The sequence below is a fragment of the Aliisedimentitalea scapharcae genome, from assembly GCF_045277565.1.
GTDB lineage: Bacteria > Pseudomonadota > Alphaproteobacteria > Rhodobacterales > Rhodobacteraceae > Aliisedimentitalea > Aliisedimentitalea scapharcae.
The window spans coordinates 808,381-831,460 of the sequence record NZ_CP123584.1 but is presented as its reverse complement, the minus strand read 5'-3'; the positions used below and the strand labels follow the sequence as shown (position 1 = coordinate 831,460).

At 56.9% G+C, this 23,080-nt stretch carries 20 protein-coding genes, 1 pseudogene and 1 riboswitch; of the genes and pseudogenes, 9 read left to right on the top strand and 12 right to left on the bottom strand.

Features of this window, described 5'->3' with window-relative positions; all coding sequences use genetic code 11:
• Positions 1–35: 35 nt before the first annotated feature.
• From QEZ52_RS03885 to QEZ52_RS03870, 4 genes are all read left to right on the top strand, one after another.
• A complete protein-coding gene (locus QEZ52_RS03885; RefSeq protein ID WP_406648123.1) occupies positions 36–563 on the top strand; it encodes a TRAP transporter small permease in 528 nt (175 codons plus the stop codon).
• 99 nt (positions 564–662) lie between these two features.
• Positions 663–1,952, top strand: coding sequence for a malonyl-CoA decarboxylase (locus QEZ52_RS03880; protein WP_406648121.1), 1,290 nt, complete (start codon positions 663–665; stop codon positions 1,950–1,952).
• Between the two features lie 11 nt (positions 1,953–1,963).
• The gene (locus QEZ52_RS03875) at positions 1,964–3,487 is read left to right on the top strand and encodes a malonate--CoA ligase (RefSeq protein WP_406648120.1); all 1,524 of its coding nucleotides are present in this window, start codon (positions 1,964–1,966) and stop codon (positions 3,485–3,487) included.
• Between the two features lie 51 nt (positions 3,488–3,538).
• Positions 3,539–4,924, top strand: coding sequence for an FAD-binding oxidoreductase (locus QEZ52_RS03870; protein ID WP_406648118.1), 1,386 nt, complete (start codon positions 3,539–3,541; stop codon positions 4,922–4,924).
• A gap of 147 nt (positions 4,925–5,071) precedes the next feature.
• Here QEZ52_RS03870 and QEZ52_RS03865 read toward each other — a convergent pair.
• Positions 5,072–6,454 (bottom strand): annotated as a pseudogene (locus QEZ52_RS03865) (IS3 family transposase).
• 635 nt (positions 6,455–7,089) lie between these two features.
• Here QEZ52_RS03865 and QEZ52_RS03860 point away from each other — a divergent pair.
• The 5 genes from QEZ52_RS03860 (at position 7,090) to QEZ52_RS03840 (ending at position 11,668) form a co-directional block, all read left to right on the top strand.
• Positions 7,090–8,253 carry an L-lactate dehydrogenase gene (locus tag QEZ52_RS03860; protein WP_406648115.1) on the top strand — a complete coding sequence of 388 codons (1,164 nt, stop codon included), beginning with the start codon at positions 7,090–7,092 and terminating at the stop codon, positions 8,251–8,253.
• A gap of 249 nt (positions 8,254–8,502) precedes the next feature.
• A complete protein-coding gene (locus QEZ52_RS03855) occupies positions 8,503–9,141 on the top strand; it encodes a 50S ribosomal protein L25/general stress protein Ctc (RefSeq protein ID WP_406648114.1) in 639 nt (212 codons plus the stop codon).
• Between the two features lie 138 nt (positions 9,142–9,279).
• Entirely contained in the window at positions 9,280–10,017 is a 738-nt protein-coding gene (gene pth / locus QEZ52_RS03850; RefSeq protein WP_406648113.1) for an aminoacyl-tRNA hydrolase, read from the top strand.
• A gap of 103 nt (positions 10,018–10,120) precedes the next feature.
• Positions 10,121–11,284, top strand: coding sequence for a serine hydrolase domain-containing protein (locus QEZ52_RS03845; protein ID WP_406648111.1), 1,164 nt, complete (start codon positions 10,121–10,123; stop codon positions 11,282–11,284).
• Positions 11,285–11,293: 9 nt separating this feature from the next.
• On the top strand, positions 11,294–11,668 hold the full coding sequence (locus QEZ52_RS03840) for a DUF2237 family protein (protein WP_406648110.1): 375 nt from the start codon (positions 11,294–11,296) through the stop codon (positions 11,666–11,668).
• Positions 11,669–11,771: 103 nt separating this feature from the next.
• On the opposite strand, the gene trpB is transcribed toward QEZ52_RS03840, so the two are convergent.
• From trpB to metK, 11 genes are all read right to left on the bottom strand, one after another.
• The gene (trpB, locus tag QEZ52_RS03835) at positions 11,772–13,025 is read right to left on the bottom strand and encodes a tryptophan synthase subunit beta (RefSeq protein WP_406648109.1); all 1,254 of its coding nucleotides are present in this window, start codon (positions 13,023–13,025) and stop codon (positions 11,772–11,774) included.
• 414 nt (positions 13,026–13,439) lie between these two features.
• A complete protein-coding gene (locus tag QEZ52_RS03830) occupies positions 13,440–14,087 on the bottom strand; it encodes a phosphoribosylanthranilate isomerase (protein WP_406648107.1) in 648 nt (215 codons plus the stop codon).
• A 5-nt stretch (positions 14,088–14,092) separates the two neighbouring features.
• Complete coding sequence (locus tag QEZ52_RS03825; RefSeq protein ID WP_406648104.1) at positions 14,093–14,443, bottom strand: lipopolysaccharide assembly protein LapA domain-containing protein; 351 nt, start codon at positions 14,441–14,443, stop codon at positions 14,093–14,095.
• Between the two features lie 9 nt (positions 14,444–14,452).
• Complete coding sequence (ihfB, locus tag QEZ52_RS03820) at positions 14,453–14,734, bottom strand: integration host factor subunit beta (protein ID WP_406648102.1); 282 nt, start codon at positions 14,732–14,734, stop codon at positions 14,453–14,455.
• A gap of 312 nt (positions 14,735–15,046) precedes the next feature.
• Positions 15,047–16,723, bottom strand: coding sequence for a 30S ribosomal protein S1 (gene rpsA, locus QEZ52_RS03815; protein ID WP_406648101.1), 1,677 nt, complete (start codon positions 16,721–16,723; stop codon positions 15,047–15,049).
• Between the two features lie 794 nt (positions 16,724–17,517).
• A complete protein-coding gene (locus QEZ52_RS03810) occupies positions 17,518–18,051 on the bottom strand; it encodes a hypothetical protein (RefSeq protein WP_406648100.1) in 534 nt (177 codons plus the stop codon).
• A gap of 116 nt (positions 18,052–18,167) precedes the next feature.
• Entirely contained in the window at positions 18,168–18,782 is a 615-nt protein-coding gene (locus QEZ52_RS03805) for a (d)CMP kinase (protein ID WP_406648099.1), read from the bottom strand.
• On the bottom strand, positions 18,779–20,128 hold the full coding sequence (gene aroA, locus QEZ52_RS03800; RefSeq protein ID WP_406648098.1) for a 3-phosphoshikimate 1-carboxyvinyltransferase: 1,350 nt from the start codon (positions 20,126–20,128) through the stop codon (positions 18,779–18,781). Before aroA ends, QEZ52_RS03805 begins: the two co-directional genes overlap by 4 nt.
• 115 nt (positions 20,129–20,243) lie before the next feature.
• Positions 20,244–20,975 (bottom strand): tRNA (guanine(46)-N(7))-methyltransferase TrmB, encoded by a 732-nt coding sequence (locus QEZ52_RS03795; RefSeq protein ID WP_406648096.1) that lies wholly within the window; start codon positions 20,973–20,975, stop codon positions 20,244–20,246.
• 63 nt (positions 20,976–21,038) lie between these two features.
• Positions 21,039–21,686: an ATP-dependent Clp protease proteolytic subunit gene (locus QEZ52_RS03790; RefSeq protein ID WP_406648094.1), complete on the bottom strand. Its 648-nt coding sequence runs from the start codon at positions 21,684–21,686 to the stop codon at positions 21,039–21,041.
• 126 nt (positions 21,687–21,812) lie between these two features.
• A complete protein-coding gene (gene metK, locus QEZ52_RS03785) occupies positions 21,813–22,994 on the bottom strand; it encodes a methionine adenosyltransferase (RefSeq protein ID WP_406648092.1) in 1,182 nt (393 codons plus the stop codon).
• A gap of 4 nt (positions 22,995–22,998) precedes the next feature.
• Positions 22,999–23,048, bottom strand: a riboswitch (SAM-SAH riboswitch).
• Positions 23,049–23,080: the final 32 nt, after the last annotated feature.

The window sequence follows — 23,080 nt, the reverse complement described above, 5'->3', positions numbered from 1 at the left end:
ACGTGGCCCGCCTCTTGCCTAACCGGAGACGCCAGATGCGACATTTCATCATCAGCACCAGCGACCGCCTGCACTTGATCATGCGTCGCGTGGCTGTGTTTGCGGTCTGTGTGATGTTCCTGACGGTCGTCGTGCAGATTATCGCGCGTTATGTCTTCTCTTCTCCTCCCGTCTGGACCGAAGATGTCGCCCGCTATGCAATGGTCTGGACCGGATTGCTGGGCGCGACCCTGTCCTTCAAGACACGCTCGGATGCTGTTCTGATGGACAGCGTCTTTCCAAAACGCCCTAACTACCTGGGGTATCTCGCGGACGTGATCCAAAGCGCGGCGGTGCTGATCTTTGTCTTGCCTGTGGTTTATTTCTGCTTCATCGGCCTGCGGGGCGGTTTCGCAAAGGGCTACCTTGCGCGCCAATCGGGGCTGACAGCTGATACCCTTGGGATACCAATGGTGTGGATATCAGTGGCCGTGCCCCTGTCCATGATCATCATTCTCATCCATCTTTTCGCCCGTTGGGCTGGGGATGACGTTTTGGATGAAACGGGCGCTCAGCTCGATTGAACGATTTGACTAATCAAGAACGAGAACACGTTTGGAGTGATTGTCGGGTGCCATGTGGACCCTTGATCCGAACTTGATTCATTCAGAGGACTGATCTCGATGACGCAGCAGAGCTTTTTAAGCGAGATCCTTGCAAGGATCGCGGGGGCGGGTCGCAGCCGGACACAAGCAGTAGAAGATACCGCAGCCAGCCTGATATCGCTGTGTCATTCCCTGGTCCGCGACGTAAGCGAGGCTGAGGGGCTGAAGATATCGCGCCAAATCCTCGACATTTACGCGGCGGCAGACGTCGCAGAAAAGGCGGCCTTCTTTTCCGCTGTCAGCCAGGAATTCGGGCCCGATGATGCAGCGCTGAGCGCAGCCGTCGCCGATTGGACCCCCGGAGACATCGACGCTGCACGCGCACTGCATTTCGTGGCAGAGCCGCAAACCCAAGAGTTGATCCGCACCATCAACCGCGTTCCTGGGGCAACTGCTGAATTGGTCGCGATGAGGGCTGATTTGCTCGCGCTTGCGAAACAGAACCCACAGCTGCGCGGGCTGGATTCGGACTTTCAGCACCTCTTTGCGTCTTGGTTCAACCGCGGCTTTCTTGAGATGCGGCAGATCAATTGGTCAACCTCGGCGCAAATTCTGGAAAAGATCATCACATACGAGGCGGTCCACGAAATCGCTGACTGGGATGATTTGCGCCAGCGCGTCGGGGATCCTGACCGGATGCTCTTCGCCTTTTTCCACCCCGCGATGCCAGACGATCCACTGATCTTTGTTGAAGTCGCTTTGCTGAGCGAGGTTCCGAATGCAATCGGGCCAATCCTTGCGATCGATCGCAAGCAGACCGATCTCGACACCGCCACGGTTGCGACCTTTTATTCGATCTCCAATTGCCACGCGGGGCTGAGCGGCGTGTCATTCGGCAACTTCCTGATCAAACAGGTGGTCGCGGAGCTGCAAAAATTGCGCCCGAACCTAAAGACATTCGTCACGCTGTCGCCGGTGCCGGGCCTTAGGAAATGGGCCGAGCAATCCTTGCTGAACGGTGACGCCTTGCTAAGCGATACCGACAAGGAGACGCTAAGCGAGCTTGGCGAACACGACCTGCCGCAAGATGACTTCATCACCCAGCTTGCAGCGCGTTTTCTGACGCAAGCCAAAAGGGCGTCGGGCACGGTAGCCGACCCGGTGGCCCATTTTCACCTCGGCAACGGGGCCACCCTGTTGCGCATTCATCCGGGCGCGGACCTAAGCCTGCGCGGCACCGAAAATTCGTGGGGCGTGATGGTCAACTATCTTTATGACGGTGAGACGATCGAACAAAACCATCAGGCCTACGCAAGCGATCACGATGTCTCGGCATCACCACGCGTCACCGCACTGAGCAAAGGGTAAAAGGGCGTTCCATGTATCACGCAAACCACTTGGCCGAGAAATTGCGTGCAGCAAGCCTAGGCGCTGAAAACAGCCTGTTTCTGCACAATCATCAGACCGGCGAAGAGGTCTCGTACAAGGCGTTTTTCGCCAACGCCGAACGTATGGCGCAGGCCTTGGTGGACGCAGGCGTAAAGCCCGGCGACCGCGTGGCCGTGCAGGCCCCAAAGACGCAGGCAATGTTAGAGCTTTACGTTGCAACAGTTCTGGCAGGGGGAGTGTTTCTGCCCCTCAACACAGCTTATACTGCTTCCGAGATCACCTATTTCCTGACCGATGCGAAGCCGTGGATTTTTGTCTGCGATCCAAAGTGCGAAGATGAGCTATCAACTGTCGCAAAAGACGCAGGTGTGGCCCAAGTTCTGACCATTGGCGCTGATGAAGGCGGATCGCTGCCAGAGCGACGCGATGCAGCAGCCCCCGGGTTCACGCCCGCCCCGCGCGGGCCCGACGATCTGGCCGCAATCCTCTATACCTCGGGCACGACGGGACGCTCCAAAGGGGCCATGCTGACGCATCGGGCGCTGGCGTCGAACGCGCAGACACTCAAAGACAGCTGGCACTTCAGCGCGGATGATGTCCTGATCCACGCCTTGCCGATTTTTCACACGCACGGCTTATTCGTTGCAACAAATATCACGCTTTTGGCCGGATCGTCCTGCATCTTCATGTCCAAGTTCGATGCCGATGACATCCTTGGTTACATGCCGGACGCCACGGTTTTGATGGGCGTGCCGACCTTTTATGTGCGCCTTCTTGAAACCGAAGGGCTGGGCAAGGCTTCAGTCAACATGCGTCTGTTCGTATCCGGCTCGGCTCCATTGCTGGCCGAAACACATGATCACTGGCGCGATGTGACCGGACACGCGATTCTGGAGCGCTATGGGATGACCGAAACCAACATGAACACCTCGAACCCATATGACGGCGATAGACGCGCCGGAACGGTGGGGTTCCCATTGCCAGGGGTTGAGGTGATCGTCACCGATCCGGCAACTGGCGCGCCCTTGCCGCAGGGTGAAATCGGCGTGCTGGAAGTGCGCGGGCCCAACGTATTTGCAGGCTATTGGAAGATGCCTGATAAAACTGCGGAAGAGTTGCGCGACAATGGGTTTTTCATCACTGGTGATCTTGGGCGCATCGACACAGACGGTTATGTTCACATCGTTGGACGCGGAAAAGACCTGATCATATCGGGCGGCTACAACATTTATCCCAAAGAAATCGAACTGGTGATCGACGATCTGCCGGGCGTCGTTGAAAGCGCGGTCATTGGTGTCCCGCACAAGGATTTTGGCGAAGCCGTCTTGGCGGTCATTGTCGCCCAGGATGGTGTCGAGATTTCGGCGAAAGACGTCTCCAACATGATCAAAGATAATCTGGCCCGCTTCAAACAACCCAAGCGCATCGAGTTTGTCCAAGCCCTGCCACGCAACGCCATGGGCAAAGTGCAGAAAAACGTTCTGCGCGAGGCTTATGACGGGGTTTTCCAGTAAAGCGCGCCGACAAAGCTGATCGAACATTCAAATGAGAAATAGGGAATTGGTATGACACAGCACAATACGGCTTTGGCTATTGCCGCCTTGAAAGACCTGCTAGGAGATCGTCTGTCCACCGGCGAGTCCATCCGGGAAATCCACGGCAGGGATGAGGCCTATTCCGAACCCGCTTTGCCAGACGCAGTCGCGTTTCCGGAAAGCACCCAAGAGGTTTCGGCGATTGTGAAGATTTGCGCACAACATAGGGTGCCGGTGGTGCCGTTCGGTATCGGCACATCACTGGAGGGTCACGTCATCCCGACCCATGGCGGGATCAGTGTTGATACCAGCCGGATGAACAAGATTCTCGAAATCCATGAAAGCGATCTCGACGCGGTTGTGCAGCCTGGGGTTTCACGCACACAGCTAAACCAGGAGCTGCGCGCCACCGGTTTGATGTTCACCGTCGACCCTGGCGCCGATGCGACGCTTGGCGGGATGGCTGCCACACGCGCATCAGGCACGAACACGGTTCGCTACGGCACGATGCGCGAGAATGTCTTGGCGCTAGAAGTTGTTTTGCCCGACGGCACGATAATCGAAACTGGATCGCGGGCGCGAAAATCCTCGGCCGGCTATGATCTTACGCATCTCTTTGTCGGCTCAGAAGGCACGCTTGGGATCATTACACGGCTGACAGTGCGCCTGTTCGGCCAACCAGAGACGATACTTGCCGCCACCTGCGGATTTGAAACGGTCGACGCCGCCGTTAATAGCGTCATCATGGCCATCCAGATGGGTATTCCAATGGCCAGGATCGAATTGCTGGATGAGGTCCAGATGAAAGGGATGAACATCTTCAATCAGGATCTGAATCTGCCAGAAAAACCCCATCTTTTTCTGGAATTTCATGGTTCAGACGCCAGCGTGAAGGAGCAGGTGGAGCTTTTCGAAGGTGTCGGTGAGGAATTCGGCGCTTCGGACTTCGCGTGGGCCACAAAGGCCGAGGATCGCGCTCGCCTGTGGGCGGCTCGGCATAACGCCTATTACGCGGGGAAGTCCCTTCGCAAAGGCTGCGAGAGCGTTGTCACTGATTGCTGTGTCCCCATCTCGGAACTGGCGGACTGCATCGTTCGCACCAAGGAGATTATCGACGAGGCTGGTTTGATCGCCCCAATCGTTGGGCATGTGGGGGACGGCAATTTTCACCTGTTGATCCTGTTTGACCCCAACGATCCCGAGGAACTGACAAAAGCCAAGCAGCTTGCATCTGATGTAAACCGAGTCGCATTGTCTTTTGGCGGGACCGTAACCGGCGAGCATGGCGTCGGTACGGGCAAGAAGAAATACATGGTCGAAGAACACGGCGCAGCCTATGCGCTAATGGCGACGTTGAAGCGTGCGGTGGATCCGGAGAATATCATGAACCCGGGAAAAACCGTCGACATCAACTGACACATCATAGGGAAAGTGGTTGATCTCGCCGGGTGTCTTTGTTGTCTTTCTCATCGTCCACTCCTCGGTGGTTTGTCCGTCGTCAGAGTTTTTGGAACCAGTGGCTGCCTAAACTAAGAGAGAGTTTGGCTCATCTGTTTGGTTTGATTATGCGGCGTGCTGGCGGTGATGCAAGCGTCGCGCTTCGCGTGTTTTCCGTTTGATCCTTTCACGTTGTTTTAGAATGGCTTTGTCGCGCCCGAAGTAGACGTCGGCGGGTGTGACGTTGTTGATGCTCTCGTGGAAGCGCTGGTGATTGTAGTGGTCGACGAAGGCTTCGATCTGAGCTTCGAGGTCACCCGGTAAGAAGTAGTTTTCCAGCAGGATGCGGTTCTTAAGGGTTTGATGCCATCGTTCGATTTTGCCCTGCGTTTGCGGATGATATGGCGCACCGCGCGCGTGCTTCATACCTTTGTCCTTTAGCCATTCGGCCAAGTCGCCTGAGACATAACTGGAGCCGTTGTCGCTAAGAAGACGCGGCTTATGAACGACGTGGATTTGATCACAGCCAGACGCCTGTAGCGCCAATTCCAGTGTGTCCGTTACATCTTCTGTCCGCATGTTCGTGCAGAGCTTCCAAGAGACGATGTAGCGACTGTAATCGTCCAGGACCGTGCTGAGATAGAACCAGCCCCAGCCCAGAACCTTGATGTAGGTGAAGTCTGTCTGCCAAAGCTGGTTGATACCAGTTGTCTTATGCTGGAACTCATCCATTGCCCGGCAGGCGATTGCAAAGCAATCTGCCGAGAGGGGGCCGCCTTCAAGACGATGAACGCCGGGCTGGTGATGAGATCATGGGCTTTGAGGGTGCGATACACCGTAGATTCCGAGACAAAATAACGGTCTTGATCGGTGAACGTCACGGCCAGCTCGCGGGGCGATAGCTCTGTCTCTTTCAAGGCGAGGTCGACAACCTTGCGCTTCACTTCGACGGGAACGCGGTTCCAAACGTGATTGGGCTTGGGAGATCGATCCTGCAAACCAGCCTCACCACGCTGCAGATACCGGTCGTACCAGCGGTAAAATGTGGTGCGGGGAATGCCCAGCTTGGCCAGTGTCCGACGCGCTGACAGGTGGCTTTCTTCCACCAGCCGAATGATCTCCAGCTTCTCTGATGCGGCATATCTCATTCGTGGTCGTCCCCATCCCCGAGCATGCTTTTTTGAGAAGACGCAGTTCAAGCGTCTGCTCTGCGACGACCTCCTTGAGATCCTTTGCCTCGCGGCGGAGTGCCTTGACCTCATCGGTGTTGGCTGCTCGTGCTGTGTCGCCAGCAAGCCTCTTCTTGCCAGCTTCCATGAAGTCTTTTGACCATTTGTAGTAGACGCCCTGCGATATCCCTTCACGACGGCACAGCTCGGCAATGCTGTCTTCGCCGCGCAGCCCATCCAGTACGATCCTGATCTTCTCTTCGCTGGAATAATGCTTGCGCGTGCCGCGTTTGATATCTTTGACGATCTTCTCGCCAGGGCTCTTCGTTGTCTTTCTCATCGTCCACTCCTCGGTGGCTACGATGAGCAACAAACCCTCTCTTAGCAAATAACCCTATTTGGACCCATAAGCGCTGACGTCAGACAATCGAACCATTCTAAGGTAAGTGCCAGCTGAGCATCAGGAACATCACGCTGCTGATACCAACGTTCAAATCCATATTCTGTTTGCCAGGAATACGTTTTACCAAGGTGACCCAAATTTAAGCCGAAACCTCACAAACCACCATTGATACCCTGCACAGCGTTCTTCAGTTTGAGCTCAGAACTGTCATGCGGTGCCACAGCAGGCCCCTCTGAAACCTCACTGATTGAAGATCAGCTTTCAGCATTGCTGCCTGATTGCTTGGCGACTGCGGAGAAGGACCGGCGATGGGTGAAAGAACCGTCCTCTCGCAGTGGTCACAATGACCGCTGGCCATGGACAGCTTCCTTAGTGGCCGTGTGTGAAAACGAGGCACCACCCCTCCCAACGAACCGGGGTGGGTTCCCTACTATTGTTCGTGTCTAAAAGGGAAAACGGGAGTCCGCGGCCTGTCGTCGGGGCCCGCGCAATTCGGCCGCGACCATTCGTGCGTTGCGTCTTATAGTCAATATTGGTAAAAAAGCTTTACCACCTCGAGAGGAATCGCTTCTATGCCCGTGATTACGAATATTGATGATCTCAAACGCATCTATCAGCGCCGGGTCCCCCGGATGTTCTATGACTACGCGGAAAGCGGCAGCTGGAGCGAGCTTACCTTTCGTGAGAACACCACCGACTTCGACTTACTGCGCCTGCGCCAACGGGTGGCAATAGACATGACCGGCCGCAGCACGGCCAGCCAGATGATCGGTCAGGACGTTTCTATGCCCGTCGCATTGGCACCTGTTGGATTGACCGGTATGCAGCACGCCGATGGCGAAATCAAAGCCGCCCGCGCTGCTGAGAATTTCGGGGTTCCCTACACACTGTCCACCATGTCGATCTGCTCGATCGAAGATGTCGCCGAACACACGTCAAAACCGTTCTGGATGCAGGTATATACCCTCAAGGACGATGATTTCATGCAACGGCTGTTTGACCGGGCCAAGGACGCCAAATGTTCCGCCGCAGTGATCACCGTGGACCTTCAGCTTTTGGGTCAACGCCACAAGGATCTCAAAAACGGCCTGTCGGCTCCCCCCAAACTCACTGTCAAATCTGTCACCAACATGATGACCAAGGTCCGATGGGGCCTTGGAATGCTGGGAACCAAACGGCGCTTCTTTGGCAATATCGTCGGCCACGCCAAGGGTGTCAAAGATCCTTCGTCGCTCAGCACATGGACCGCCGAAGCCTTTGATCAGGCCCTGGATTGGGATCGAATCCGCGAGTTTCGCAAAATGTGGGACGGACCGCTGATCATCAAGGGCATCCTGGACGCCGAAGACGCCAAGGCTGCGCTGAATGTCGGTGCGGATGCGATTATCGTCTCCAACCATGGGGGGCGCCAATTGGACGGCGCACTCAGCGCCATCCGTGCCCTGCCCTCCATCATGGATGCGGTGGGAGACAAGATCGAGGTCCACCTGGACAGCGGCATCCGCTCTGGCCAGGACGTGCTCAAGGCCCTGTCGCTGGGTGCCAAAGGCACCTATATCGGACGTGCCTATGTTTACGGACTGGGCGCGATGGGGGAACAGGGCGTCACCAAGGCGCTGGAGGTCATCCACAAGGAACTCGACACCTCGATGGGCCTGTGCGGCGTGCGCAAGGTGTCCGATCTTGGCCGTGACAACATGCTGGTCCCCGAAGATTTCGCCGGTCGTTGGGCCTGAGGAGATTGGTAAACTTGCTTTCCCGGGTGGATTTCATGCCCCGGGAAAGCGTGCGCGGAACACCCTTGAATGGTGAGGTGCACAACCAGTCCTCAACTGGGGCCCGAACCCGGCGTCACCTGAACACGAACAGGCCGCCGAATTTGCAGCGATTGCCCCTTCCCAACCCCGGCAAAACCGTCTATATGCGCGGCTTCACGCGGGGATACAGCCTTGGAGGATCCCTGCCCTAACATTTGGAGAATTATCATGGCTGGAGAGATTCCTGATCTCGTAGCTCTGGAACGGACGGGGACAGGCAAGGGCGCCGCTCGTCAGGCACGCCGCGACGGCATGGTTCCGGGTATCGTTTTTGGTGGTGACGTTGACCCGCTGGCAATCAACATCCCGTTCAACGAACTGCTGAAGAAGCTGAAAGCAGGCCGTTTCAAGTCGACCCTGTTCAACCTGAAGGTTGAAGGCCACGACGATGTGCGTGTGATCTGCCGCGACGTTCAGCGTGACGTTGTCAAAGACCTGCCCACCCACCTGGACCTGATGCGCCTGCGCCGCACCTCGAAAATCAACCTGTTCATCCCGGTTGAGTTCATCAACGAGGAAGAAGCGCCCGGCATCAAAAAGGGCGGCGTTCTGACTATTGTTCGCCCCGAAGTCGAGCTGGTCGTGACCGCTGGCGACATCCCCGAGAAACTGACCGTCGATCTGACAGGTCTGGAAATCGGCGACACCGTAACGATCTCGTCCATCACGTTGCCCCAGGGCAGCAAGCCGACCATCGACCGTGACTTTGTCATCGGCAACCTTCAGGCTCCGTCGGGCCTGCGGTCGGCTGACGATGAAGAGAGCGAAGAAGGCGAAGCAGAAGTCGAAGTGGCTGCAGAAGAATAAGATCTCATTGCCCCTGTGGCATGATGATTGTGAACGGGACCCAGTCGGGTCCCGTTTTTCGTTAATCTGCCTTGTCACTGGAATTTCGAGCTGTTTACAGGCATTAGACGTCCCATAGGTTTGTCGGAGAACTCTGCCATGAAATTGTTTGTCGGCCTGGGCAATCCAGGGTCCAAATACAGCGGGAACCGCCACAACATCGGATTCATGGCGCTGGACCAGATTGCAACAGATCATGGGTTCGGTCCCTGGAAATCCAAATTCAACGCCCTCATCACCGAAGGAACGTTGCAAGGTGTGAAAACGCTTCTGCTCAAGCCACAGACTTTCATGAACAGGTCCGGGCAGTCGGTCGGCGAAGCCATGCGGTTTTACAAACTGACACCGGATGATGTTTTCGTCCTTCATGATGAATTGGATCTGGCACCGGGCAAGGCCCGCGTCAAACAAGGCGGCGGCCACGCCGGCCACAACGGATTGCGGTCGATCCACGCCCACATCGGCGCGGACTATGGCCGGGTGCGGCTGGGAATCGGGCATCCCGGCCACAAGGACCAGGTGGCGCGCTACGTGCTCAACGATTTCGCCAAAGCGGATGCTGATTGGCTGGATGATCTGATGCGTGGCATTTCTGATGGGGCTGGAGCGTTGGCAAAAGGCGACGGTGGCAAGTTCATGAATGCCGTCTCGCTGCGCACGGCACCGCCGCGCTCCTCAGGTGGGCAAAAGTCTACCGGCCCAAAACCTGCAACACCCCAGCCGAACCAAACGGCCCCGCACCAGCAGCCACAACAGCAACAACCGCGGCCCGAAGCCAAAGAAGATGCGGCATCCGCCAAATCCCCCTTGCAGCGACTGGTTGATAAATTTCGATAGCTCCCGGTGACCCCAAGGCGGGGGCATCAGGGCGGTTGCCGCAAGGTCCCGATTGCCAAGTCAGGCCCAGACCGCTTTCCTTGACCTGCGGGGAGGAACGCACATGCGCAGATTCGGAAAATGGCTGGGGCGTATCCTGGTCTTGTTGGTTTTGGCCGCGGCCTTGGTCGGGTTCTGGAAACGCGAAGAAGTCAATCGCCTGCTCGCGGTCAACTCGCTGTTTTCACCGGAGAAGATTGTTCACAACTTCTCCAACATGGATTCCGCGTTCCTCAGCACGCCAGTGTCCCGCGGCAATGCGCCGGTCTCTCCCCTACTCCAGGGGGCCGAGATGGAATTGCCCGATGGTGTCGATCAGTGGGTAATAGACAGAAGCGTCACCTCGATGCTGGTGATGCACGGCGGCGAGGTGCGATTTGAGGCCTATTACCTCGGCACCAACCCTGATGACAGGCGCATTTCCTGGTCCATTGCCAAAAGCTATCTTTCGGCGTTGTTCGGGGTCCTGCTGGACGACGGTACCGTGACGTCCATAACGGATCCCGTCACCAAATACGCGCCCAAACTGGTCGGGTCGGCCTATGACGGTGCCAGTATCCGCGATGTGCTGAACATGACAAGCGGCGTGACATTCGACGAAGACTACTTTGACAAGCTGTCGGATATCAATCGCATGGGATATGTCGTGGCTTTGGGCGGAACCCTGGATGATTTCACAGCCAGCTTTACCGACCGCTTTGCCGATCCAGGCAAAGTCTGGGAGTATGTGTCGATCGACACCCATGTGCTGAGCATGGTGATCCGCGGTGCCACTGGGCGCAACATTTCCGATCTGCTGGCAGAAAAGATCATTGCCCCGCTCGGATTGGAACAAGATGGCTATTACGTCACCGATGGTGCAAGCGTCGCCTTTGTTCTGGGCGGCTTGAACTTCACCACACGGGACTATGCCCGTTTTGGGCAGATGATCCTGCAAGATGGTCAATTTAACGGGCAACAGATTGTTCCCGCCGACTGGATCAGAGCATCAACAACGGCTACCGCCCCCACAGAACCAGGCAAGCTTGGCTACGGCTATCAATGGTGGATCCCCAAGGGCGCTCACCAAGGCGAATTCATGGGCCACGGTGTGTATGGGCAGTATTTGTATGTGGACCGGGCCAATGACGTGCTGATCGTGACCACCGGTGCCGACAGGCGGTTTCGGGACACAGGAATAAGCGACAAGAACGTGGAAATGTTTCGCAAGATCGCCCAAAGCCTGTAGGCTGCCCCCATGAAACCAGATGCGTCTATCAACGTTTTGGGAGGCCCGCTGCACTCCTGCTCGACTGATCCGATCACCGGATTCTTTCGCGACGGCCACTGCAACACATGCGAACAGGATCAGGGCAGCCACACCGTCTGTGCGGTGATGACGGCCGAATTCCTGGCATTCTCGAAATATGTCGGCAACGACCTCAGCACCCCACGCCCGGAATTTCACTTTGCCGGACTAAAGCCAGGAGACCGTTGGTGCTTGTGTGCCGCTCGCTTTCTGCAAGCGGCCGATGAGGGGTGCGGCCCTGGGGTCCATTTGGCGGGAACTCACCAACGCGCGCTTGAAATTGTGCCGTTAGACGTTTTGAAGCGACACGGCACTGACGTTTGATGCGCCGGGGCACTGCCCCGACCATTCCAGGCGAAAAAAGGGCGACGCATCCCCCCGGAGGCGCCGCCCTTGTACTCGTCGCGGTTGACCCGTCAGTGCAAAATCAATCCGTATCGCGGCCTTCGGTGTCGGACATGTCAAAACCCAAATGCCGTGCAACGGTAAAGATGTCCTTGTCGCCCCGCCCACACATATTCATGACGATGATGTGATCCTTTGGCAGGTTCGGTGCGATCTTCATCACATGCGCCAAGGCGTGAGACGGTTCGAGCGCGGGAATGATCCCTTCCAGAGCACAGCTGACCTGAAAGGCTTCCAGCGCTTCTTTGTCGGTGATCGACACGTATTCGGCGCGGCCAATTTCGTGCAACCAGGCATGTTCCGGCCCGATACCAGGATAGTCGAGCCCAGCCGAGATCGAGAAGCCTTCCTGAATCTGACCGTCTTCATCCTGCAGCAGATAGGTGCGATTGCCGTGCAGCACGCCCGGTCGACCGCCAGTCAACGAAGCACAATGCTCCATTTTTTCGTCCACGCCTTTGCCGCCAGCTTCGACACCGATGATCCCGACAGATTTGTCATCGAGGAACGGATGGAACAGCCCCATGGCGTTCGAGCCACCGCCGATGGCCGCAATCACTGTATCCGGTAGACGTCCCTCGCCTTCCTGTTCCGCCAGCTGCCAGCGGACTTCCTTGCCGATGATCGACTGAAAATCACGAACCATCGCAGGATAAGGGTGCGGACCAGCAACAGTACCAATGCAGTAGAAGGTGTCGCGCACATTGGTCACCCAATCGCGCAGGGCGTCGTTCATAGCATCCTTGAGCGTTCCGCGGCCAGAGGTCACCGGGATGACTTCGGCCCCCAGAAGACGCATTCGGAAAACGTTGGGGGCCTGCCGCCGAACGTCATGAGCACCCATATAGACAATACATTTCAAACCGAATTTGGCACAAACCGTGGCGGTGGCCACCCCATGCTGGCCTGCTCCGGTTTCCGCGATGATACGGGTCTTGCCCATGCGACGCGCCAGAATGATCTGGCCCAACACGTTGTTGACCTTGTGCGCGCCGGTGTGGTTCAACTCGTCACGCTTCATATAGACCTTGGCACCACCCAGATGGTCGGTCAGTCGTTCCGCAAAATACAGCGGGCTCGGACGGCCGACGTAATGCTTCCAAAGATCATCCATTTCCGCCCAAAAGGTCGGATCATCCTTGGCCCGGTCGTACTCCTCTTCGAGGCTCAGGATCAGCGGCATCAAGGTCTCGCTAACGAAACGTCCCCCAAAAATGCCAAAGCGACCCCGTTCGTCGGGACCATTCATGAAGCTGTTGAAAAGATCGTCGGCCATATGTCACGCCCTCTGTTGGCTTTGCTTATGTCCTAGAGCGCAAAGCCGCCAAGGGCAAGCCAAGGCATTTCAAAATGCCTGGCAAACCGCGTCAAAGCCGCTCGCAAGCGACGTTCACGAGCGCTTTCAAAACCCCTGTTCCCGCAGGCCCTACCGCACACGACGCATGGGACACTTATTGCAGAAAATCACAAAATGCCTTCTGTGTTCCACAGCTTGAAATCCAGGCCCTTCCGCCGCACGCACGAAAACCTGTCGGTCAAACAAACGTTCCACGCCCCCACCTGACGTTGCACAATTCCACCGTGCATCGCTTTGGTCGGCCTGAAGACCTGGCGGAGCCACGTTTCCGGGGTCAGATAGTCAAACACACGTGAGATGCCCAAGCATCATCAGCGCGTGGGCAAAGTCTCGTCACGCTTGAGCCGCACGCACCAAAGCCGCAATCATTTCGGGGTCTTTGACACCCGGAGCGGATTCCACCCCGGAGGAAACGTCCACTTGCCGCGCGCCAGTCATCCGCACCGCTTCGGCCACATTGCCGGGGGTCAGGCCACCGGCCAGCATCCAGGGTTTCTGCCAGTATTTCCGCCCGGCCAGCAACCGCCAGTCAAACGCGAGCCCGTTACCACCTGGCAAATCAGAGCCTTTTGGCGGTTTGGCATCGATCAACACCTGATCAGCCACCTGAGAATAGAGGTCAATTTTGCCCAGATCTTCGGCCGTAGCAACACCAATCGCCTTCATCACCGGCAAGCCAAAACGTGCCTTGACCTCGGCCACACGATCCGGGCTCTCGGAGCCGTGCAATTGCAGCATATCCAGCGGCACAGCCGCAACAATCGCATCCAGATCGTCGTCAGTGGCATTCACCGTCAAGGCAACCTTGCAGATCCCCGCGGGCACTGCCGCAGCCAATTCTGCCGCCACAGTCACCGTCAAGTGTCGGGGAGATTTGGGAAAGAACACAAAACCCACATAGGCTGCGCCAGCTTGTGCCGCAGCTGTCACGTCGGCCTGTGTGCGCAGCCCGCAAATCTTGACCCTGACATCCTGGGACATGGTGTTCAGCTTGCCTCGTCCAGAATGGCCAGCACTTCATCCTTGCCCTGGTTCTTCTGCTTTTTGAGCTTACTCACTTCGCGAGACAGCTTGCGCACTTCACGGGCCTGAGACCCGGCTTCGCGGCGATGTTTGTGTTCACGGAACCATTCCCAGATGAATCCAACAATCAACCCGACAACAATCCCGCCCAAAACAACCACGAACAACGGCAGCGTGATCCCGAGATTGAAACCCAGCAATTCCGCGACAGCATCAGGCATCAGCTTCAGCTCGACCATGGCGCGATTGGCCAGCGACACCGAGATCAGAATAATTCCCAGCGTGGCGAGAAAGGCATAGCGAATATAGCGCATGTTTTCGTTCTACTTTCCGTTTAATCGGTCCCGCAGCAGCTTACCGGTCTTAAAGAACGGCACGTGCTTTTCCTCTACATGAACCGTTTCGCCGGTTCTTGGATTGCGACCAATGCGCGCGTCCCGTTGTTTGACCGAAAATGCGCCGAACCCACGCAATTCGACCCGATCACCCCGGGCCATTGCATCAGTCACTTCTTCGAAGACCGTATTCACGATACGTTCGACATCGCGTTGAAACAGATGCGGATTCTCGTCTGCGATCTTTTGGATCAATTCGGATCGAATCATTTTCGTGTTCCCTCCCCAGAGACCTGGCGGCATTGCGCCCATTTTCTGAACTATAGGAAGAATTTGACGATCCCGAAACAGCGAGTATGCGCTAGAACCCGCAAATTTCCCCTCTCCGGCATGTTTCTGCCGTCCAGGTCACCAACTGCGCGTCATTTCCCGCCCCCACTCACTCGAATTGGATTGGCGCAATAACCTATTGATTCGGTTCACTTCACTCCCGGCACCCGATCCACATCGCCCCGCACAACCAAAAACGGCCCCGCAAATATGCGAGGCCGCCTTTGAATTCTTGTGAGTCAGAAGACTGGATCAGTCGCCGGTTTTCAGCGCTGCACCCAAGATGTCGCCCAGCGATGCACCGGAGTCCGACGAACCGTACTGTTCCACGGCTTCTTTCTCTTCGGCGATCTCCCGTGCTTTGATCGACAGGCCCAGACGACGGGTCTTGCCGTCGACATTGGTGACGCGCACGTCGACCTTGTCGCCAACGCTGAACCGCTCAGGGCGCTGTTCGGCACGATCGCGCGACAGGTCCGAACGACGGATGAAGGATTTCATGCCTTCATACTCGACTTCGATGCCACCGTCTTCGATTGCGGTCACGTTCACGGTCACGATCGACCCACGCTTCACGCCACCAACGGCTTCGGCGAACTTGTCACCACCAACGGCTTTGATCGACAGCGAGATGCGCTCTTTGTCCACATCCACCTCGGAGACAACGGCCGAGACCATGTCGCCTTTGCGGTAGTTCTGGATCGCGTCTTCGCCACGTTCGTCCCACGACAGGTCGGACAGGTGAACCATGCCGTCGATGTCGCCGTCGAGACCAACAAACAGACCGAATTCGGTGATGTTCTTGACTTCGCCTTCGACCTGAGTGCCCTCGGGGTGTGTTTCTGCAAACACTTCCCATGGGTTGCGCATGGTCTGCTTCAGGCCCAGGGAAACGCGACGCTTGGAACCGTCGATTTCCAGAACCATGACGTCGACTTCCTGGCTGGTCGAAACGATCTTGCCGGGGTGAACGTTCTTTTTGGTCCAGGACATTTCGGACACGTGAACCAGACCTTCAACGCCGGGCTCCAGCTCAACAAATGCACCGTAATCGGTGATGTTGGTCACGCGACCTTTGTGTACCGATTCCAGCGGGTACTTGGCGCCAACCAGATCCCATGGATCTTCCTGCAGCTGCTTCATGCCCAAGGAGATACGGTGGGTCTCTTTGTTGATCTTGATGACCTGAACCTTGACGGTTTCGCCGATCGCCAGGATCTCGGATGGGTGGTTCACACGGCGCCATGCCATGTCGGTGACGTGCAACAGACCATCAACGCCGCCCAAGTCAACAAACGCACCGTATTCGGTGATGTTCTTGACCACACCATCGACGGCCTGACCTTCGGACAGGTTGCCAATGACTTCGGCGCGCTGTTCGGCGCGGCTTTCTTCCAGGATGGCACGACGCGATACAACGATGTTGCCACGGCGACGGTCCATTTTCAGGATCTGGAACGGCTGCTTCAGACCCATCAATGGGCCAGCATCGCGCACGGGGCGCACATCAACCTGCGAGCCGGGCAGGAACGCAACTGCGCCACCCAGATCGACGGTGAAGCCACCTTTGACACGGCCAAAGATCGCGCCTTCGACGCGCTGGTCGTCGGCATATGCTTTTTCCAGGCGGTCCCATGCTTCTTCGCGGCGGGCCATCTCGCGCGAGATGACGGCTTCACCGCGGGCATTTTCAGCCGCGCGCAGGTACACTTCGACCTCATCGCCAACAGCGATTTCAGGTGCTTCACCGGGGTTAGCGAATTCTTTCAGATCAACGCGGCCTTCCATTTTATAGCCGACGTCGATGATGGCCTGGCCCGCTTCAATCGCGAGAACCTTGCCTTTGACAACAGAACCCTCTTCGGGTGTGTCCATTTCGAAGCTTTCTTGCAGGAGGGCTTCGAATTCCTCCATAGTTGTATCAGCCATCTGGCGTTCATTTCCTTTTTTAGTCATTTAACTGGCCGTGCGGTTGTCTCCGCCGGTCTTGTTTGACGTCCCGCATAAACAGCGGAACAGGTTGGTCAGACGACCTGATATCGTGCCGCAAAACAAAGAGGGCCGGTGGTCCGACCCTGCTCGTCTCTTTATTTTATGGCTCAAATCGCCTTGTCGACCGGGGCTCTATAGCGATTCCACCCCACATTCGCAAGGGAAAAGCCACACGCCGGGCGTCGCGGCCAGACCATGGTTGGCGAGGATAAGGAACCGGACTGTTGTGGTTCGAAAACGGGAACAAGTCAGACCATGACAGAACCGGAGGCAGTAAATTTAACGATGGCGGATCAAAGACAGTGGGCTTCATGCCGGTCTGGGGGCGTGAAAGTCTGCTCACGACGTCGGCCAGGCCCATCAGTTGTTTGGCCTTGCCAACGATCCGCAGGAACAAGATGACCGGGCCGGAGATGCCGGAACGGATCTGGCCATCGTCGCTATACCATCAGAAAGGGAGACACGACTACGTGCGATTTGTAATCCCGATGCGGTCAAGGCCCATGCCTGCTCCGACCAAGAACACCGGATCGCCAAATTGGGAGGCGTGGACACCAGTCGAACTGCGTGCGTGTTCACCGATACACCAACATCCTCCGAACCAGACCGGTTGCGCAAAAGCCCGCCTTTGCGAAAAACATCACCCCAGTGTGCCAAAAGTTTTAGGAAAAACTTTTGGCAATTTTCTTTTCAAGAAAATTGCACCGCAACATGTGCAAGCGGGGCGCAGATCAAATTTCCTCGCCCCGTTCCAACAAGTCTTCGATAAGCTGCCGCTGCAAATCATTGCTATCTCCGCCGCCAAATTGGACACCGCCGCCTGAATACAAGGTCCCATATGTCTTGGCCACATTCACGGCCTGCCCCAGCCCCAAGATGAGTTCATTCTTCTCCAACGGCGACAACGGGTGGATGAAGACAGCCCACAAGGTTCCATTTGCCACCGCATAACGTGCATCCAGCGCGCTATCAAAATTGGCCTGCATCATACGCATCAATTCCTGTGCGCTGATACCGGCTGCATCGCGTATGGGAACCATGGCCCGCATCCGATCTGCCCGTGTATCGGTGACAACCAGCACACCGACATCCGCAATGGTCAAGCGAAACCCAGTTCCCTGCGGTTGCGCTTCGGGATCAAGGGCAAAAATAATCTTGCCCAATCGCTCATAGCTCATCGGTGGCTCTGGCGCTTCCTGCGCCGAGGCCGCGCCGGCCAAGGCCGCCAAAATGACACTCAACAGGCTCAACAATACACGGGGCATATGTGCTCTCCTCTTCACCCGGACCAGCCTAATTGACCTGCGGCATCCGCGCGATGCACAGATCGGTGAACATCAAGTGACCCATTTGGCGGTCGGGAGAAGACCGGTTGGAGCGATCAAGAGGTCGGCATCTGCTGTTCAATGGCATCCAGCGCCACACGCAGTGCACCTGGAATGTCCAACGTGCTGGTATCCAGAATCACAGCATCTTTGGCGGGCTTCAATGGAGCTTCAGCGCGGTTCATATCACGATCGTCTCGGGCACGCACATCCGCCAGAACATCTTCGAACGACGTGACCAGCCCCTTGTCGCTCAACTCCAGAAATCGTCGGCGGGCGCGCACGTCTGCGCTGGCCGTCACGAACAATTTGACCTCGGCATTGGGGCAAATCACCGTCCCGATGTCACGCCCGTCCAAAACAGCCCCCCCCGCGCGTCGCGCAAATGCGCGCTGAAAATCGACCAAGGCGGCCCGCACTTCGGGCAAAACCGCTACCTTGCTCGCTGCCTGGGCAACATCTGGGGAACGCAAAGCATCACCGTCCAGGTCGTCGGCCACCAAAACCTGCGCCGCCTCGATTGCCGCAACACCTTGCAGGGTTTTGGCCCCCACAGCACGGTACAGCAAACCTGTGTCCAGATAAGCAAATCCAAGCCTGTCGGCAATCGCCTTGGACAGGGTTCCCTTTCCAGCAGCAGCCGGACCGTCGATGGCAATCGTGAACCTCATGTTTGAGTGTCCAGCTTGGCACCCAGAGCAGCCATCAACGGCGTGAAAATCGGGAAGGAAGTCGCAATCGGACTGCCATCATCTACGGTCACGGGGTTTTGCGCGGCCATCCCCAGAACCATGAAGGACATGGCAATACGGTGATCCAGATGGCTTTCGCAGATCGCGCCCCCGGGAACACCTTCTGGACCCAATCCCGTGACGGCCCACCAGTCTTCCGCCTCATCGACAGTCACGCCACAGGCCCGCAGACCCACGGCCATCGCGTCAATGCGATCGGATTCCTTGACCCGCAGTTCCTTGACCCCGGCCATCATGGTCTGCCCGCTTGCATGGGCGGCAACGACGGACAAAATCGGATATTCGTCGATCATGGATGCAGCCCGTTCAGGTGGCACCACAAAACCCTTCATATTGGGCGAATAGCGGGCCCGAAGATCCGCCACTGGTTCACCCCCTTCTATGCGTTCGTTTTCATAGGTCAGGTCAGCGCCCATATCCCGCAGTGTGGTGAACAGACCGGCGCGTGTCGGGTTCAGTCCGATTCCAGGTACCAGAACATCTGAACCCGGCACGATCAGGGCTGCACATACAGGAAACGCTGCGCTGGACGGATCACGTGGCACTTCGATGACCTGAGGCTTTAATTCCGGGCGCCCGGTCAGGGTGATAACTCGGCCCTCGTCAGTGTCCTCGACCGTAATCTCCGCCCCAAAGCCAGCCAGCATACGCTCGGAATGATCGCGGGTGGCTTCCTGTTCGACAACCACAGTCTTGCCCGGTGCATTGAGGCCAGCCAATAATACCGCTGATTTCACCTGAGCCGAAGGAACCGGAACCTCATAGCGTACTGGCACGGGGTCCGCTGCGCCGACGATGGTCATCGGCAATCGCCCACCGGACCGCCCGACAGATTGGGCACCGAACAGAGCCAACGGATCCGTGACCCGCGCCATAGGGCGTTTGTTCAGGCTCGCATCACCGGTAAAGGTCACCGAAATCGGACAGGTTGCCATCGCGCCCATGATCAGCCGGACTCCCGTTCCGGAATTGCCGCAATCAATGACATTGTCTGGTTCTGCAAACCCACCGACACCGACGCCATGTACCGACCAGTGGCCGTCCCCATGATTGGTGACTTTGGCGCCAAATGCCTGCATGGCCTTGGCCGTATCCAGAACGTCTTCTCCCTCCAACAACCCTGAAATCCGGGTCTCACCAACCGCCATGGCCCCCAAGATGAGCGACCGATGCGAGATTGATTTGTCTCCGGGCACATCGGCAATACCGCTCAAAGGGCCGCAACGGTGCGAAGTCATCGGGGTGGGGGTGGCAGAACCGGACATGGGCATCCTTTGTCATTCGGGCGGTGTCATTCGGGTGGCACCAATTGGACGTTTGCGCTATCGGATTAGCGAATTGGCTGGCTGGGGTCCAGCGCTTACCGCCAAAATCCAGCGACTATCCCAACCGGCGGAAGGTCAAATAGTGAGGCGTGCGCCCCTCTCGCAAGGCCTTTTGTTCATAGCGCGTCGAAATCCAGTCCGGCCATGCGTCACGCCAATCTGTTGGCCGCTCGGCCAACCATTCAAACCCGGCCTTGGGCACTTCCTCCAGCGTCTGGCGGACATAGTCGGGAATATCGGTCGCTACGCGGAAAATGGCACCGGGCTTTAGGCAACGGGCCAAAGGCTCCAGATGTTCCTGGGTTACAAACCGACGGCGGTGATGGCGCTTTTTCGGCCAGGGGTCCGGATACAACAAAAAGGCCCGCGAAATCGACTCCTCGGGCAGCACGTCCATCAGGTCGCGCGCATCCCCTGGATGAATGGCGATATTGTCACCCCCCGCTTGACGGATCTTGCCCAACAGCATTGCAACGCCGTTGATATAGGGTTCGGCCCCGATAATCCCGACATCCGGGTTTTCTGCCGCCTGATGCACCAGATGTTCGCCGCCGCCAAAACCGATTTCGAGCCAAACATCACGCCCACCAAACAAACCGTCGAGATCCAGGTTTGTACGATCCGGGTTTTCGTCCCAGCCCACGGCACCAGGACTCAGATCGCTCAGATCTTCTTCCAGATAGCGTTGCTGGCTTTGCTTCAGTGTCTTGCCCTTGAACCGGCCATAAAAATTCCGCCAAGGTGCGCCAGACGTGTGCTTGCTGGTGCTGTCGGTGTCATCTGTCATGTTTTCAGGCCTTTCGGGTCGATCACGTGCTGCGCGTCCGTGTGCCGCAACCGCTCTCTGGGGTCAATCCCGCAGCACTCCGGCATTGGTCAGTTCCAACCGGCTGGGGTACCAGAAATCCGAATTCCGAATACCTTTGGTCCGGATCGCAAATTCGGGATCAACGCCGCGTTCGATCATATAGGTCAGATCCTCGAACACTTCGGTCTGCGTATCTGCATAGACCCACGCGGCAAAATCAAACGGAGTTTCCCACCCCTCACTCTCGCGCCATTCACCATAATATTCCGCGATTGCCGCAGGCGGCCAGGCCGTCTGATGAAAGCCGATCTTGGAGCCGAGCATCATCTGCCGTTTCGATCCGCCCAAAAAAATCGTGACACAGGAACTGAAACATTCTCCGGAAACAATGGTGTCCAACCCGAAATCAATGACGATCCGTGCCATTTCCATCCCAGCGTAGACACTGCCTCCTTCACTGTTGAGTTCGAGCACCGATATGTCAGGGTTGGCCCGAAGCAAGGTCAGAAGAGTATCAATGTCTTCATTGGCGACTTCATCATTGTCGCCCACAACGGCCAGATCCGAATTGTAGATCAGCGTATGTCCAGCCACCATGAACTTGCCGTTATTGACATCCCTAGCCTGGGTATCCAGCGACCCGGCCAATGTCCCAACGAGCAAAGCAAAAAATGTCAAAAACAGATGCATCAGGGTTTCCAAGTCAGCTGTGGCGATTACATCTAACCCTGCGCCGGCGCGACTGTCCAACCTTCCACACCCAGAAGCAAAAAAGACGGGCCCAAGCCCGTCTTTTCCTGTCCAATTCGAAATGGATCAGATGGATTTTTTTAGCGCATCCACCAGATCAGTCCGCTCCCAGCTGAAACCACCGTCGGCTTCGGGCTCACGTCCAAAATGGCCATAGGCTGCGGTGCGTGCATAGATCGGGCGGTTCATGCCCAGCTTTTCACGAATCCCGCGCGGGGTCAGATCCATGACCTGATCAATGGCTTTTTCGATATCGGCCGGTGCGACATCGCCGGTGCCATGCGTGTCAGCATAGATCGACAACGGTTTGGACACACCAATCGCATAGCTCAGCTGGATAGTGCAGCGTTCCGCCATACCCGCGGCAACCACGTTCTTGGCCAGGTAACGCGCAGCATAAGCCGCCGAACGGTCCACCTTGGTCGGGTCTTTGCCTGAAAACGCACCGCCGCCATGCGGGGCGGCACCACCATAGGTATCGACGATGATCTTGCGGCCGGTCAGGCCAGCGTCGCCATCAGGCCCGCCAATCACGAATTTACCAGTCGGGTTCACGTGCCATGCGGTGCCGTCAGTCAACCAGCCTTCCGGCAGAACTTCGTGGATATAGGGTTCAACGATCGCACGAATGTCGCTGCTGGTCAGCGACGCATCCAGATGCTGTGTCGACAAAACCACCGAACTGACACCAACCGGCTTGCCATCTTCGTAGATCACCGACAACTGCGATTTTGCATCCGGCCCCAATGCGGGCTCGGTGCCATTTTTGCGCACTTCGGCCAGACGACGCAGGATCGCGTGGCTGTACTGGATCGGTGCAGGCATCAATGCCGGAGTTTCGGTGGTGGCATACCCGAACATGATACCTTGGTCGCCGGCACCCTCATCCTTGTCGCCCGAGGCATCGACGCCCTGAGCGATATGGGCGGATTGTTCGTGCAACAGGTTGGTCACTTCCACAGTCTCGTGGTGGAACTTGTCCTGCTCGTACCCGATGTCCTTGATGCAGGCGCGGGTAATACCTTCGATCTTGTCCATGTATTCGTGCAGCTTGTCCTGATCGGACAGACCTACTTCGCCGCCGATCACAACACGGTTGGTGGTGGCAAAGGTTTCGCACGCGACACGGGCTTCGGGCTCTTCCGCAAGAAATGCGTCCAGTACTGCGTCGGAAATTCGGTCACACACTTTGTCGGGATGCCCCTCGGAAACCGATTCCGAGGTGAATGTATAGTTCTTACGGGCCATGAAACGCTCCATTTGGGTTAACCCCATCACGCCAGGAAGCCGTTGTGACAGGTGATCTAGGGGAATTAGGGGGCCAACCTCTTTCG

Bases quoted from the DNA above. Each gene is read 5' to 3' on its own strand.
- QEZ52_RS03885 (WP_406648123.1), top strand. From the start codon at position 36: ATGCGACATTTCATCATCAGCACCAGCGACCGCCTGCACTTGATCATG.
- QEZ52_RS03880 (WP_406648121.1), top strand. From the start codon at position 663: ATGACGCAGCAGAGCTTTTTAAGCGAGATCCTTGCAAGGATCGCGGGG.
- QEZ52_RS03875 (WP_406648120.1), top strand. From the start codon at position 1,964: ATGTATCACGCAAACCACTTGGCCGAGAAATTGCGTGCAGCAAGCCTA.
- QEZ52_RS03870 (WP_406648118.1), top strand. From the start codon at position 3,539: ATGACACAGCACAATACGGCTTTGGCTATTGCCGCCTTGAAAGACCTG.
- QEZ52_RS03860 (WP_406648115.1), top strand. From the start codon at position 7,090: ATGCCCGTGATTACGAATATTGATGATCTCAAACGCATCTATCAGCGC.
- QEZ52_RS03855 (WP_406648114.1), top strand. From the start codon at position 8,503: ATGGCTGGAGAGATTCCTGATCTCGTAGCTCTGGAACGGACGGGGACA.
- pth (WP_406648113.1), top strand. From the start codon at position 9,280: ATGAAATTGTTTGTCGGCCTGGGCAATCCAGGGTCCAAATACAGCGGG.
- QEZ52_RS03845 (WP_406648111.1), top strand. From the start codon at position 10,121: ATGCGCAGATTCGGAAAATGGCTGGGGCGTATCCTGGTCTTGTTGGTT.
- QEZ52_RS03840 (WP_406648110.1), top strand. From the start codon at position 11,294: ATGAAACCAGATGCGTCTATCAACGTTTTGGGAGGCCCGCTGCACTCC.
- trpB (WP_406648109.1), bottom strand. From the start codon at position 13,025: ATGGCCGACGATCTTTTCAACAGCTTCATGAATGGTCCCGACGAACGG.
- QEZ52_RS03830 (WP_406648107.1), bottom strand. From the start codon at position 14,087: ATGTCCCAGGATGTCAGGGTCAAGATTTGCGGGCTGCGCACACAGGCC.
- QEZ52_RS03825 (WP_406648104.1), bottom strand. From the start codon at position 14,443: ATGCGCTATATTCGCTATGCCTTTCTCGCCACGCTGGGAATTATTCTG.
- ihfB (WP_406648102.1), bottom strand. From the start codon at position 14,734: ATGATTCGATCCGAATTGATCCAAAAGATCGCAGACGAGAATCCGCAT.
- rpsA (WP_406648101.1), bottom strand. From the start codon at position 16,723: ATGGCTGATACAACTATGGAGGAATTCGAAGCCCTCCTGCAAGAAAGC.
- QEZ52_RS03810 (WP_406648100.1), bottom strand. From the start codon at position 18,051: ATGCCCCGTGTATTGTTGAGCCTGTTGAGTGTCATTTTGGCGGCCTTG.
- QEZ52_RS03805 (WP_406648099.1), bottom strand. From the start codon at position 18,782: ATGAGGTTCACGATTGCCATCGACGGTCCGGCTGCTGCTGGAAAGGGA.
- aroA (WP_406648098.1), bottom strand. From the start codon at position 20,128: ATGTCCGGTTCTGCCACCCCCACCCCGATGACTTCGCACCGTTGCGGC.
- QEZ52_RS03795 (WP_406648096.1), bottom strand. From the start codon at position 20,975: ATGACAGATGACACCGACAGCACCAGCAAGCACACGTCTGGCGCACCT.
- QEZ52_RS03790 (WP_406648094.1), bottom strand. From the start codon at position 21,686: ATGCATCTGTTTTTGACATTTTTTGCTTTGCTCGTTGGGACATTGGCC.
- metK (WP_406648092.1), bottom strand. From the start codon at position 22,994: ATGGCCCGTAAGAACTATACATTCACCTCGGAATCGGTTTCCGAGGGG.